The 12831-nt window shown below is 48.3% G+C and carries 13 protein-coding genes and 2 tRNA genes; 7 read left to right on the top strand and 8 right to left on the bottom strand.

Features of this window, described 5'->3' with window-relative positions:
• Positions 1-319 precede the first annotated feature (319 nt).
• Together L4C36_RS04905 and L4C36_RS04900 are read right to left on the bottom strand one after the other, a co-directional pair.
• Positions 320-1150: a CheR family methyltransferase gene (locus L4C36_RS04905; RefSeq protein WP_428476672.1), complete on the bottom strand. Its 831-nt coding sequence runs from the start codon at positions 1148-1150 to the stop codon at positions 320-322.
• 17 nt (positions 1151-1167) lie between these two features.
• The gene (locus L4C36_RS04900) at positions 1168-2085 is read right to left on the bottom strand and encodes a chemotaxis protein CheV (protein WP_428476671.1); all 918 of its coding nucleotides are present in this window, start codon (positions 2083-2085) and stop codon (positions 1168-1170) included.
• 92 nt (positions 2086-2177) lie between these two features.
• Here L4C36_RS04900 and flgA point away from each other — a divergent pair, with 92 nt between their 5' ends.
• The 3 genes from flgA (at position 2178) to L4C36_RS04885 (ending at position 3797) form a co-directional block, all read left to right on the top strand.
• Positions 2178-2885, top strand: a complete 708-nt coding sequence (gene flgA, locus L4C36_RS04895; protein WP_428476670.1) for a flagellar basal body P-ring formation chaperone FlgA — start codon at positions 2178-2180, stop codon at positions 2883-2885.
• A 139-nt stretch (positions 2886-3024) separates the two neighbouring features.
• Positions 3025-3345 (top strand): flagellar biosynthesis anti-sigma factor FlgM, encoded by a 321-nt coding sequence (gene flgM, locus L4C36_RS04890; RefSeq protein ID WP_428476669.1) that lies wholly within the window; start codon positions 3025-3027, stop codon positions 3343-3345.
• Between the two features lie 23 nt (positions 3346-3368).
• Positions 3369-3797, top strand: coding sequence for a flagella synthesis protein FlgN (locus L4C36_RS04885; protein ID WP_428476703.1), 429 nt, complete (start codon positions 3369-3371; stop codon positions 3795-3797).
• A 155-nt stretch (positions 3798-3952) separates the two neighbouring features.
• On the opposite strand, the gene L4C36_RS04880 is transcribed toward L4C36_RS04885, so the two are convergent.
• Positions 3953-4378: an LPP20 family lipoprotein gene (locus L4C36_RS04880; protein ID WP_428476668.1), complete on the bottom strand. Its 426-nt coding sequence runs from the start codon at positions 4376-4378 to the stop codon at positions 3953-3955.
• A gap of 35 nt (positions 4379-4413) precedes the next feature.
• Positions 4414-5049, bottom strand: coding sequence for a FlgO family outer membrane protein (locus L4C36_RS04875; protein ID WP_428476667.1), 636 nt, complete (start codon positions 5047-5049; stop codon positions 4414-4416).
• Between the two features lie 259 nt (positions 5050-5308).
• Here L4C36_RS04875 and L4C36_RS04870 point away from each other — a divergent pair, with 259 nt between their 5' ends.
• The 3 genes from L4C36_RS04870 to L4C36_RS04860 all read left to right on the top strand — a co-directional run bounded on the left by L4C36_RS04870 (position 5309) and on the right by L4C36_RS04860 (position 8078).
• Complete coding sequence (locus tag L4C36_RS04870) at positions 5309-6445, top strand: flagella assembly protein FlgT (protein WP_428476666.1); 1137 nt, start codon at positions 5309-5311, stop codon at positions 6443-6445.
• A gap of 61 nt (positions 6446-6506) precedes the next feature.
• Positions 6507-6583: transfer RNA gene (locus L4C36_RS04865), tRNA-Arg, on the top strand.
• A gap of 199 nt (positions 6584-6782) precedes the next feature.
• The gene (locus L4C36_RS04860; RefSeq protein ID WP_428476665.1) at positions 6783-8078 is read left to right on the top strand and encodes a mechanosensitive ion channel family protein; all 1296 of its coding nucleotides are present in this window, start codon (positions 6783-6785) and stop codon (positions 8076-8078) included.
• 94 nt (positions 8079-8172) lie between these two features.
• Here L4C36_RS04860 and L4C36_RS04855 read toward each other — a convergent pair.
• A tRNA-Ala gene (locus L4C36_RS04855) sits at positions 8173-8248 on the bottom strand.
• Positions 8249-8429: 181 nt separating this feature from the next.
• Positions 8430-9854: a glutamate--tRNA ligase gene (gltX, locus tag L4C36_RS04850; RefSeq protein WP_428476664.1), complete on the bottom strand. Its 1425-nt coding sequence runs from the start codon at positions 9852-9854 to the stop codon at positions 8430-8432.
• Positions 9855-10523: 669 nt separating this feature from the next.
• Here gltX and L4C36_RS04845 point away from each other — a divergent pair.
• Positions 10524-10736, top strand: coding sequence for a hypothetical protein (locus tag L4C36_RS04845; protein ID WP_428476663.1), 213 nt, complete (start codon positions 10524-10526; stop codon positions 10734-10736).
• An 88-nt stretch (positions 10737-10824) separates the two neighbouring features.
• Here the strand turns inward: L4C36_RS04845 and L4C36_RS04840 are convergent, their stop codons facing one another.
• Positions 10825-11520, bottom strand: coding sequence for a DUF2057 family protein (locus L4C36_RS04840; protein ID WP_428476662.1), 696 nt, complete (start codon positions 11518-11520; stop codon positions 10825-10827).
• A 70-nt stretch (positions 11521-11590) separates the two neighbouring features.
• Positions 11591-12652, bottom strand: a complete 1062-nt coding sequence (locus L4C36_RS04835) for a porin (protein ID WP_428476661.1) — start codon at positions 12650-12652, stop codon at positions 11591-11593.
• Positions 12653-12831 lie beyond the last annotated feature (179 nt).

Genomic DNA, 12831 nt, shown 5'->3' with positions numbered 1-12831 from the left:
GGACTAGTGCAAAGGGACGAGTCAGCGAGTGACGAGAAAAAGCGAAAAAGACAAGACAAGACTGTGGTTCTGTGGTTCTGTGGTTCTGTGGTTCTGTGGTTCTGTGGTTCTGTGGTTCTGTGGTTCTGTGGTTCTGTAAGCAGATTTTCAAAACCCATAAAAAAAGCAAACGCTTTCACGCTTGCTTTTCTATCGTGTCTCGGGCCAAGAACTGCTTTTACTCGTTACTCGGCGCGCAGCATGACTCGACACTCGAACCTGCTTTTATGCTTTTACTCGAAGCGCAGCGAGACTCGCCCCTAGAAACTCGCCCCTGCCCTTATTTCAGCTTATAAATAATCCCTGGATTACAGCGGATCATCTCAAACTTATCACTTAGGCCCGTCAATGACTCCGACGCGCCCAGCAGCAGGTAGCCGCCCGGATTCAGGCTCATCGCCATTTGGTTTAGCACCTTGGCTTTCATTTCTGGCGAGAAGTAGATCAATACGTTACGACAGAAAATCACATCAAACTTGCCCAGTAGCGCGTAGCTGTCTTTCAGGTTCTGCGGACGGAAGTTCACCATACGCTTCACCTTATCATTCACACGCATGCGACCATCGCCATTGTCTTCAAAAAACTGACGACGGCGCTCTGGTGACAAACCACGGCTTAACGCCAAGTTATCGTACGCGCCGGCACGGCAAGCATCCAACATGGTCTGGGAAATGTCCGTTGCGGTGATCTGCACGCCACCCGCCAATACGCCTGGGCGACGCATCTGCATTTCCAGCGTTGTCATCGCAATGGAATACGGCTCTTGACCGGATGAACTGGCCGCCGACCAAATTTTGATCGGGCGTTTTGTCGCCGCCAGTTCTGGCAAAATTTTATCAGCCAACACGGTGTACGGGTAAGTATCACGGAACCACAGCGTTTCATTGGTCGTCATGGCATCCACAGAGGCCACACGCAATTCACGGTTGCGCCCTGAAATCACCAATTGCAGTAATTCAGATAAGGTGGTGAGCGAAAAACGACTGATCAAAGGCGTCAATCGACTGCGCACTAAATATTGTTTACTGTCACCGAGAACAATCCCACACTGGGCTTCAAGAAAACGGCAAAATTCGCGGTATTCTTGATCGTTGATGGTTATGGCTGTCATCTACTTCTCTAATTTTTTTATTTTGGCATCGCGGCTTTTACCGCAGCACCGAGTTCATCGGGGTTAAATTTAGGAATAAATGCATTCGCACCCACCCTTTCAACCATGGCTTGGTTGAACACCCCACTCAGTGAAGTATGCAAAATCACATGTAGATTCTTCAGCGCAGGATCGTTACGGATCTCAGCTGTCAGGGTGTAACCGTCCATTTCTGGCATTTCAATGTCAGAGATCACCAAGGCCAATTGCTGATGGATATCGCCTTCTTTTGCCATGCTACGCAGCGTCGTGATGGCTTCTTTGCCGTCTTTCACCAACAAGCACTCACAGCCAATAGCTTCAATCGCACGCTGCACCTGCTTACGGGCCACGCTAGAGTCATCGGCGACCATCACGCGGCGCACCTCTGGCAAAGAATCCACTAACTCTTCCAGCACGGTGCCAGAAATGTCAGTATTGACCGGTGAGATCTCATCCAGGATTTTCTCAACATCCAAGATTTCGACCAACTCACCATCAATTTCTGTCACCGCGGTCAGGTAGTTAGCACGTCCGGCCCCTTTGGGCGGCGGCAAAATCGATTCCCAGTTCATGTTGATAATGCGTTCAACAGAAGACACCAGGAAACCTTGGATCGAGCGATTAAACTCAGAGATGATCACAAAGCAGTTATCCAAATCCGCGATCGGACGGCCACCGGTTGCCAAGCTCATATCAATCACTGAAATCGTCTGACCACGAATGTGCGCGATCCCTTTCACCAACGGGTGCAAGTTCGGCATGGTGGTCAATTTAGGGCACTGCAGTACCTCTTTCACTTTAAAGACATTGATTCCGTAACGCTGGCGACGCTGTAACCGGAACGTCAGCAGCTCAAGACGGTTTTGTCCCACCAGCTGCGTACGCTGGTTAACTGAATCCATGATCCCCGACATAAGGATGACTCCATGTTATTCGTTTTTATTTGTTGATATGTGTTCAATGGGAATTATCATGCTAATTCGCCTATCAGTATCGAGTGACACCTGTGATCCAAAGAACAAAATTATCATTCATTTGGTCTATCATCGGCCTCATTGGCATTTTCTTTAGTACATTTATTGCGGCTACGCCTTTATCGCTACAAGAAACCGTACAACAGACGGCGGAACAGTTTGTTTCCGCACAGATTAACCCGCCACACAATGCCACCTTGCAGGTTGAAGCCGCCGCACTCGACAGCCGCTTACGCTTTACTGACTGCCCCACGCCGCTGGAAGCGACAATACCCGGCAAACAAACCTTAAGTGGCAATGTCACGGTGTTAGTCCGTTGTGCCCATCCACAATGGCAAGTGTATGTGCCGGTACGCACTCAATTGTTATTGCCTCGGGTGGTCGCCACGCGTCCTCTGGGGCGCGGGCATGTGATCACGGCAGACGACCTACAGGTCCAGCAGATTGAGCTGCGCTTTCAGCGCGGTGTGGCGTTTGATCGCCCCGAACACATCGTAGGGGCCAAAATAAAGCGCAACGTCCAAATGGGCGATGCGGTACTCGGTAATGATATTTGTGTCGTTTGTCGCAATGATGCGGTGACGATTCGCGCCGGAGGCAATGGGCTGCGTATTATGACCAAAGGTATCGCCCTGTCTGACGGTTCATTGGGCGAGCAAGTGCGTGTACAAAACAGCAAATCTAAACGCATTATTGATGCGGTGGTCACCGGGGTCAGCGACGTAAGCGTCAGCTACTAGGGTGTGTCCCTCAATTATGTTGCGTCCTATGAACTATGCTGTATAGAAATAAAACAGACACAAATTAGGGCTAAAGTTCTGCCACTTACCGCCGACATAAGCCGTGTATTTCGATTTTTTTCGTCCAAGGACTTCGTTTATGGCAAGTATTGACGCTTTTCGATCCGGCCAACCTCTGACTGCCCGTACTCTGCAGAACACTGCAACCGGATCGTCAGCCGGTGCGACGCAAGGCGCTTCACGCTCAACCTCTGAGCACAAAATGGGGGATGCCGTGTCACTGAGCTCACAAGGTAAAGCTGTTGGTCAGCTTCATCAGCAATTAGCGACAGAACCCAGCTTTGACAGCGCCAAAGTGGCGGCGATCAAAGACGCCATTGCCAACGGCAGCTACGTGGTTGACGCGGACAAGCTGGCGACTAACATGCTAAAATTTGAAGATGAATTACGCGGCATGTAACGCATGCCAATAGAGAACCCATGATGTCTGCGTCGCTAGAACAATTACTGTCATTGCAACACGCCACCTTGGTGTCGTTGTCGCGTCTGCTTGAGCAAGAAAAAGCGGCTATTGTCGAACGCAGAGCGGCGGATATCGCCCAATTGGCGAGCGAAAAACTGGCGTTGATCCATAAAGTCCAACAACACGATCATCAAATTGCCAGTCATGCCCAACGCCAACTGTTAGTCGATGATGCAACACTGGCAGAGCAAGTCACGCAGATCAAACTCACCGTTGCTCGCTGTAAAGATATTAATCAGATCAACGGCGAAGCCCTACAACGGGCACAACTTAGCTTTCACAAACTGAATAATCTGTTTCAGCAAAGCCGAGGCAAACACCAGATGACCTACACCAGCGAAGGGATGGCACAAAACATTCGTTCACTGGGGACGAATATCAAAGCCTAAATAAAGGCTAAGACTGATACGAGCGCCAATCGTTCACGGGCGCTCCCGTTTTTGCTTTTACTTTTTCTCGTCCCTGCTCTTTCCGCTTAGGCTCTTCGTGTGCTCTTACTCGCCGACTCGTCCCGCTTCTACCCGTCCCTGCTTTTGCTTTTTCTTTAAAACAACGTCTCTTGATGGGTCGGAACTTGATACACTTCGCCGTGGCTCTTCATGCGCTCCATGCGGCGCAAATCCAATTGCAATTCAGTCACATAGCTATCACCCACCGGATAGCTGCGTAGCACTTCTGCCCCACGAATAATGCCATCAACCGCGCCATCTGTGGTTTCGATGCCTAACTGCTGATCTTCCATGCCAGCACGGGCGCTGATGCGCATGCCGTACACTTGCTCGGTCAATTCACGGTACGCATCAATTTTCGACGCCCGCATTGCGCGGATCCGCTTCTCTTCATCGGTGCGGCCACGCTGCTCGCTGACCGAGGCATAGCCGACTGCCGTAAGTACATTTTCATTGCGAATTTCTGCCAACGGCTGGCACCCCATCAAACTAAACACCACCAGCCATAACCAGTAACGCATGTTGTTCTCCACTTATTTCAGCTTAAGCGCAGTGCTTAAGGTTTTAAAATCACGTTATTACGATCAAACTTCTGTGTGTCACTGCGCATGATCACGCCATTTTGAAGCCGCATCTTATTCAAGGTATCCAAATCACGGCCAATACGGTCTGCCGGCAAAAAGCCTTGCGCCGAGGCAATCACGACGCGCGAACGCATACCGATAATGCGGGCGTTCACCAGAATACCGCCGCCCTGGCGCAGCATGGTGCCCGTCAGCACATAATCGACCGGCTGTTCAGAGGCCAACTCACGCCAATTACGGCTAATGGCAAAGTCCCCTTCCGGTGTCACCTTGATCCCACCTGTGGCTTTATAGTCCACCACGGTGTAACCGCGTTGCTGCATCTGGTACATGAACCCTTCGGTTACAATGTTGCCCAGCCAATTGGTTTCATTCATGGCCTGCAAGTCGACAAACGAGGTCACCGCCAACGGCGTTTTCGCCGTCAGATACTGATTAGAAGTGACAAGCTGCTCGGTCATGCTTTCGATAAAAAAGTCCATGGTATGGCGCGGGGTTTCCTGTAACAGAAACGCGCTCCCGGTGTACGGGGCTTTACCGTCATAGATCGGGGAGTAGGCGCAAGATACGGTCATCATCGCCAGTATCAAGACAATCCAATTTTTCATTCTAACCAGCTCCAGGTGAGGAAAGACGTGCGGCTGTATACCCAATTAACTTGTTATCGTACGACGCGATAAAAACTTTATCGATTCATCCTCAACGGGCTAATTCACCCCATATTGACTAATGGGAACACTCTTTGCATAACGCTTATCATTGCGGTGATCGAAGGGGGCCAAGCGCCCACAAAAAACAGTTCGTTTTCTCTTTCACTTGCCAAAGACTAGCAATATTCATACCCATGTTGAGCCTGAGTGTTAATTAATGAAAAATCGTTGTCTGATCGTGTTGAGTAGCCTGAGCCTGCTGTTCTCCTCTCCCCTGTTTGCAGCGTGGTTTGAAGTTACCGGCTCTGCCGTGCAGCTAGAAAGTGAAAGTGCTGCCCGTAAAAACGCACTCGAAGATGCGGTATATCAGGCCATGCAGTATTCCGGCGCGAACATTGCCAGCATGCACAATTTGCGCGACTACTTGGCGACAGAGCGCAAAGAGTACCAATTCAGCGGCAGCGAAGTGCGCCATGTGTCGGTGATAAAAACCCGGAAGCGGGGCGGCAAGTTTTACCTCACCGCACGGGTGGATGTGTACCCATCGGCAAAAACTTGCCACAAGGTACAATACAAGAAAGGCATTCTGCTCAGCGAATTCACGCTCACGTCGCCACAGCACGCCTCTTTAGGCGCGATTTATCCAATAGGCCAATCCTTTACCCGTATTTTACAACGCCAGATCAGCCGTCAATCGCAAAGCTTTGTGGTGGCCGATGTGACACGGGTGCCGATCAATCCAAGCCAAGCCGATGCCATGACCATGCTGGCCGATGATAACGACGCGCAATACATTGTGAGCGGTGAAATTACCGACCTGACCTCCACGTTGGATCAAAAAGGCCGCAATGATGACAACATTCATCGCCAATTTGCGGCGAGCTTGCAGATCATGGACGGTAAAACCGGCGAAATACTGATGCAAAACAACTACCGCGAGATCGCCCAGTGGCCTTTCTCGCGCGTCAGCCAAGTCGACACGCAAAGTGCGCGTTTTTGGCAGTCCAGCTATGGCCAAGCGGTTCAGCGTATCAGCCGTAACATGATGTTAGATCTTGAAACCAACCTTTCTTGCCGCGCCAGCTTGCCGCAGGTGGTCAACAGTTATGGCAACACCGTGCAAATTAACGCAGGCCGTATTCACGGGGTGCAAGCGGGCGATCGTCTGGCGTTATGGCACAGCGCGGGGTTTATTGATCAAAATGGCACCCCGCGTAACCGCATGGTACAAACCGGGATCACCTTAACGGTCGAACGGGTGTATGAAAAAACGGCAGAATTGCGCATTGAACAGGCAGAATTGGCGAGCAGCATTCAGCCTGGTGATTTGCTGACCAAACAGATTCAAAATTAAAAGTTACCGCTTAATCTCTGGCGAGAATTTTGTATAATAGCCGCTCAAGCAATGACTTGCTGCTTCCTTAGCTCAGACGGATAGAGCGTCCCCCTCCTAAGGGGAAGGCCACTGGTTCGACTCCAGTAGGGAGCGCCATCTTCGTCAAAACGCCCAGCCTATGCTGGGCGTTTTGCTTTCTGTGCCCGTTTACCGCTCTATCCTCCCCGCGCTCCTTTTGCCTTATTTCCCCCTTGAAATCATCAACAAAAGCCGATGAGAGCTAGACTTACAGTCTGATGGGATAAAAATACACTGCCACGCCATCACCTGCTTCCTCTCAATAATGGAAACGGCTATGACCTTGAAAGCAAAAGACGAGCTTTTATTGAACCACAGTGTACGAAAGTATATTACGGAAAAATTAAACAGCACGGGGGCGAACCATTCCCCTTATGATACGGAACTCACCGCCGTCTTTATTTTTGCCGCTATCGGGTTCGCTGTCGTGGTGTATCTTGTCGTGCATCGGATCCTTGTGCGCCTGATTAACTCAATGTTAAAGCGCAATAAAGAGACGCTGGGCAACAGCCTGACACAATTTGAAGTGCTGGAAAAACTTGCCCTGCTCATTCCCGTGATGATCCTCGATCAACTCATTCCCGAAATACTGAGCCACGATCACTTACTTTCAACCATCGCCGACCGGGTGCTGAGCGTCACTTTTGTCGTCATCTTTCTCTGGATGCTGTTTGCACTGCTTGATGCCCTGAATGACATCGCCACGGTCAAAGGCATCACCCGCCGCATGCCCATTAAAAGCTTTGTTCAGCTGATCAAATTATTCACATTTCTGATCAGTATTATCGTCGGCATTTCGATTCTCTCCAATGAATCGCCGGTCATTTTCCTCAGTGGATTAGGCGTGGCCACCGGCTTTGTCATGTTGATTTTCAAAGACACCCTGTTGGGCTTTGTGGCGGGGATCCAGTTATCGGCGAATCGCATGATCAGCCTGAATGATTGGATAGAAATGGACGGCTTTAGCGCCAACGGTACCGTTGAAGAGATTTCACTGACCACGGTAAAAGTCCGCAATTTTGACAATACCATTAGCATGTTGCCGGCCTATGCGCTGGTGCAAAACCCGTTTATTAACTGGCAGGGCATGTCGGACTCCGGTGGACGCCGGATCATGCGTTCGGTCTATGTCGATGTCACCTCAATCCGTTTTATGACGCCGGATGAGATTGAAGCATTAAAAGAAGTGAGAATACTGCGCGAGTTTTTGTTTGAAAAAACGAAAGAGATTGATGCCTTTAATGAGGCGCTGGATGACATTCCTCATACCCTCAATACGCGGCAGTTAACCAACATAGGGATATTCCGTGCGTACTTGAGTACATACCTGCGTTCACACAATGACATTCACCAATATATGTTACTGATGGTCCGTCAGTTGGCGCCTACACAAGAAGGGCTTCCATTACAAATTTATGCATTCACGAACAGTACGGATTGGGCGTATTACGAGGGGGTACAGGCCGATATTTTTGACCATATTTATTCGATAATGCCGTTGTTTGGCCTGCGCCCTTATCAGGCTTTTGGTGGCTATGATGCCAGCTTAATTGGCACCAAAGAGCGTCAATAAGGCATGCCTGATGTTTTATGTCTAACATAAAGCATCAGACAGAAAAAACGGGCATAAAAAAAGACCTGACACTGTCAGGTCTTTTTCTGAAATTTGGTGGAGCTAAGCGGGATCGAACCGCTGACCTCTTCGCTGCCAGCGAAGCGCTCTCCCAGCTGAGCTATAGCCCCAAAATCTGAAACCGATAATAAAAACTTAAGCAAATCATGTCAATACATCGAAACCAACAAAGCATGAGCACACACAAAAACTGAGAAAATGATCACGTTTTTTTTCGAGTACCGATAAAAAAAGCGGAAAGCTGTCGCTTTCCGCTCGGGATTTTCACACTATCACTGCGACAAGCAATGATTAGCTGTTTGCTTCACGCTCAGCAATGAAGTCTAGCGCCATCTGGATACGTGCCATAACGCGCGCTTTACCCACAAGCTGCATCACTGCATCAACAGAGGGTGACTGGCCTTGGCCGGTAACAGCAACACGCAACGGCATGCCTACTTTACCCATGCCTAGCTCAAGCTCTTCACACACTTGTGCAATTACGCCATGTAGGTTTTCAGTGGTCCACTCCGTCAGCGCATCCACTTTCGTCAATGCCAACGCTAGCGCGTCTTTCGCCACTGGGCGTAGGTGTTTCTTCGCCGCACCCGCTTCAAACTCGTTAAAGTCTTGGAAGAAGTAACGAGACTGCTCAGCCAATTCGATCAGCGTATTACAACGCTCACCCACTAGGGTGATCACGTCTGTTACTGCAGGACCGTTTTCAGTCGAAATTTCTTTCTGATCAAGGTGCCATTGCAGGTACTTCGCCACATACGCTGGCTCAGCCGTTTTAATGTAGTGGTTATTCAACCAAAGTAGCTTGTCAGTGTTGAATGCAGACGCAGACTTGCTCACTGATTCAAGGCTGAACAGATCAATCATCTCTTGCAGTGAGAAAATTTCCTGGTCACCGTGAGACCACCCCAAACGCACCAAGTAGTTCAGTAGCGCTTGTGGTAGGTAACCTTCGTCACGGTACTGCATTACGCTTACCGCACCGTGGCGCTTAGACAGTTTCGCACCGTCATCACCCAGAATCATTGCACAGTGTGCAAACTCAGGCACTGGCGCACCCAATGCTTCATAGATGTTGATTTGACGTGGGGTGTTGTTGATGTGGTCTTCACCACGTACCACTTGGGTAATACCCATATCCCAGTCATCAATTACCACACAGAAGTTATACGTCGGGCTACCGTCAGTACGGCGGATGATCAAGTCATCCAACTCGCTGTTTGCGATTTCAATGCGGCCACGGATCTTATCTTCAAAGACAACCGTGCCTTCTTTCGGGTTACGGAAGCGAATGCAGAACGGAGACGCTTCTGTTGCCGCTGCGTTTGCTGCCACAATTTTCGGGTGATTTGCATCGTAGCGCGGCTTCAGGCCTGCAGCCATTTGCTCTTCACGCAGTTCGTCAAGTAGCGCTTTCGGGCAGTAACACTTGTACGCTTTATCTTCAGCCAGTAGCTGATCAACCACTTCATTGTAACGATCAAAACGTTTGGTCTGGTAGTAAGGACCTTCATCCCAATTCAGCTCCAACCATTCCATGCCTTCGATAATGGCATCGATCGCTTCCTGTGTAGAACGCTCTAGGTCAGTATCTTCGATACGAAGGACAAATTCGCCACCCATGTGTTTAGCAAACAACCAAGAATATAGCGCTGTACGCGCACCACCTACGTGCAAAAAGCCTGTTGGGCTTGGTGCAAAGCGAGTTTTAACCGTCATTGAACATTACCTAATTAATGAAGTTACAGCGGATCAGATCCCGCTGATCGGGAAAATGGCTGTTATTCTATCACTGTTGGCTAAATCTACAATCATGAAGACAACTGGCTACATAGAGCAACATTACGACAAGACGGCTGACATCATCTACATCTACAAGCGTTCCCGTAAGCATCGCTCATGCCTTCCTGAGTTATCCGGAGGGTGAAGCCCATGAAAGCAAGACAACAGTCAACCCCATTTTCATCACCGGCAACGTGAATATTCCGTTCCTCGCGAATTCAAGACTTCTGTTTGATTCACTTCTTCACTTTTTGGAATTAATAACCCATATTACATTTTGCTTGAATAGTACTTATTTTTTACTTTACCTGCCCTAAATATAAGACAATGCACACTATTTATATTTATGCAGAAAGAAACTTTACTCTTGAAAATAAGGAGCCGTATTTACCCCATATCCCCCCAAGCAAGAAAAACACCTAACCTACTGAAATAAAAAGAAAATAACAAAAGCACTTAATTGAGAATGAAAAATTAGATTTATTTGTGTGTTTTTTTTGATCTTTTGTGACAGCTATACATAAACTTAATTCAACGATAAGCAACGGATTGAATTATCTTCGTTTAGTAAAGGAGTACACTTTCCCTACGTTCATCGAGGTGTGTATGAAAGGATTACTAATTGCAGCAATGGCTACGATGTTATTTTTGTCTGGTGGTGCTTTAGCCAGTTCTTCACAAGGTAACAGCACGCAAGGCGGTGGGGGCAATGGCTCTTCCGCAGCCGGTCCATGGGTAGATTGCAAATTGCCTGATGGCAGCGTCGACTACATCCCACTAATGATCTGCACCATGCAAAAAAATGGCAAGGTGAACTAGTAAAGCAGTCAGGGAGTGGTGAGTCCACTCCCTAGGAATACACATGTACGATTGTACGATACGTCAATATCACGTATGACAACGTAGATTATTGCTGATTCGCCCACTTAAGGAATGATAGGCGTTGTGCGTCAGACAGACGCAAGAAATCGGCTTGCATGAGAATCATCGCATTGTTGCCTGATGGCACGGGCTGCTGTACAGCAACTGCCGTTTGTGTATCTGCACTGCCTGCACCGATGATTTGGAATGTTTTTGGCTCAGGTGCTGGGGCGACTTTCGCTGCTGCAGCGATAGCATAACCTTGAGAGCGGTTATACGTAGTCAATTCATTTTGATAATTTCGCCCTACCAGCGTAGACGTATCACCTGTCATATTCTTTGGCAATACATCAATCTTCGCCTTTACGGCGCTGCCATTTTTCGTGACCAATTTCATTGATGGATTAGCATCAAAGTTGCTCTTATCCACGGAGTTAAGTAAACGCATCGTAGGTTCAATCAACACCGTTTGATCGCTTGCTTCAAAGGTCATTACGATCGGCACTGAGCGGTATTTTTCTAATTGCCCTTGTCCTTCGATTAATTTCGATACACGAACAACCACTTGGTTAAAACCATTACCAAGCGTAACATTTTCTGTTGATTCCAAGAGATTAAGTTTTTTTTCTCCATTCACAAACATCGACTCTACCCCAGTGGCAAATTCAACATTTACGGCTGCTTGTGCACTGCTCATTGCGGCAAACACACTGGCAAAAAGTACGGCTTTTCCAAGTTTCATTAATCTCTCCTATAAAAAACGAGCATTGAAAATCAATGCTCGTTCTGGTCATTCTAAATCGGGTTAGGAATTAGAAGTAGTATTCAACACCTAGTAGTAGGTTGGTTGAATCAGCACCTTCATCGTTGCCGTTCATGTCGTAATGACGAACGTCAGCAAATAGGTATGCGCTTGGTAGTAGGTAACCTAGACGCGCTGTTAGTGCCATATCATCAGTGTTCGCTTGCTTACCTTCACCAGCAAGATCTGCATCACCAGTACCTGCGTAGCCTACTTTGTAAACCCACGCACCGTTGTGTACGTACTGTGCTGTTGCAGAGTATGCCCACTGGCTATCATCACCCTGTGGTGTGTCAACAGTCATGTACTTACCAGCCGCAGTTAGCGTGATGTTACCGAAGAACATCGAGCCACCGAAGATAGTGTATGCAGAACCGTCTGAAGTAAGAGTATCTGTAGCGTCGAACTTTTCAGCCGTGTTCAGGTAGTAACCTGCGTGAACGCTGAACATGTCTGCACCGTAAGAGGCTGCAATACTGTATGCAACATCATCAGTAGATGTTGCCATGTTGCTCAATGTTGCTTGAACGTTGAAGCCGCCCCAGTTAGCTGAGTCAAAACGCAATACATCATTTGCACGGTCTTCGTAGTTACCACCGATATCGTTGTTCCAATCGAAAACGTTACCTAGACCTGGGTTTGAGTGTGGCCAGTCAACGTAGTTGTAAGCAGCGACAAGCTGACGACCGTATTTGAATGAACCCACACCGTCAAAGTCAAAACCTAGGAATGTGTCACGCGCACCAAACTGACCGTTGTTTTTGTGAACCCAAGGAGTATTAGCGTCGAAACCATCATTGTCTGCGTTACCGCCTTCAATCTGCCATACAAGGTTAGGACCGAAGTTATCAAAATCAACCGTACCACGGAAACCGATACGTGATTCAATTACAGCAGAAACAGAATCATCAGAACCTTTAGCTTCTGGAGATGAATACTGAACAAAACCAGCAGCCTGTCCGTAAAGCTGCACGTTGCCGTCTAGAAGATCGATTGCTGCGTTAGCACCTGTTGAAGCCATTGCTGCTGTTGCGATTGCAGCGCCTAGTAGCGTACGTTTGAACATTTCCATGGAAAAAACTCCTAAAAATACTAGCTGTGTTTACTTGCGCCTTAAAGGTTGGCCGCCGAAGGCTGCAAGTAACTCTCCCGATATGTCAGCCGGTGAATCCGACTAATTCATATTTTTTTAGCGCTTTGATTGAACCTATTGGTTGAACCTCTGTCTGCTTCCTCACTAAGACTACTTTC

Source organism: Photobacterium japonica (assembly GCF_050337005.1).
GTDB lineage: Bacteria > Pseudomonadota > Gammaproteobacteria > Enterobacterales > Vibrionaceae > Photobacterium > Photobacterium japonica.
The sequence above is the reverse complement of the archived record's forward strand: the minus strand, read 5'-3'. Positions and strand labels throughout refer to the sequence as shown.

What these genes read in the sequence shown, in the direction of transcription:
- L4C36_RS04905 (WP_428476672.1), bottom strand. Translation starts at nt 1,150, where the DNA reads ATGACAGCCATAACCATCAACGATCAAGAATACCGCGAATTTTGCCGT.
- L4C36_RS04900 (WP_428476671.1), bottom strand. Translation starts at nt 2,085, where the DNA reads ATGTCGGGGATCATGGATTCAGTTAACCAGCGTACGCAGCTGGTGGGA.
- flgM (WP_428476669.1), top strand. Translation starts at nt 3,025, where the DNA reads ATGGCAAGTATTGACGCTTTTCGATCCGGCCAACCTCTGACTGCCCGT.
- L4C36_RS04885 (WP_428476703.1), top strand. Translation starts at nt 3,369, where the DNA reads ATGTCTGCGTCGCTAGAACAATTACTGTCATTGCAACACGCCACCTTG.
- L4C36_RS04880 (WP_428476668.1), bottom strand. Translation starts at nt 4,378, where the DNA reads ATGCGTTACTGGTTATGGCTGGTGGTGTTTAGTTTGATGGGGTGCCAG.
- L4C36_RS04875 (WP_428476667.1), bottom strand. Translation starts at nt 5,049, where the DNA reads ATGAAAAATTGGATTGTCTTGATACTGGCGATGATGACCGTATCTTGC.
- L4C36_RS04870 (WP_428476666.1), top strand. Translation starts at nt 5,309, where the DNA reads ATGAAAAATCGTTGTCTGATCGTGTTGAGTAGCCTGAGCCTGCTGTTC.
- L4C36_RS04860 (WP_428476665.1), top strand. Translation starts at nt 6,783, where the DNA reads ATGACCTTGAAAGCAAAAGACGAGCTTTTATTGAACCACAGTGTACGA.
- gltX (WP_428476664.1), bottom strand. Translation starts at nt 9,854, where the DNA reads ATGACGGTTAAAACTCGCTTTGCACCAAGCCCAACAGGCTTTTTGCAC.
- L4C36_RS04845 (WP_428476663.1), top strand. Translation starts at nt 10,524, where the DNA reads ATGAAAGGATTACTAATTGCAGCAATGGCTACGATGTTATTTTTGTCT.
- L4C36_RS04840 (WP_428476662.1), bottom strand. Translation starts at nt 11,520, where the DNA reads ATGAAACTTGGAAAAGCCGTACTTTTTGCCAGTGTGTTTGCCGCAATG.
- L4C36_RS04835 (WP_428476661.1), bottom strand. Translation starts at nt 12,652, where the DNA reads ATGGAAATGTTCAAACGTACGCTACTAGGCGCTGCAATCGCAACAGCA.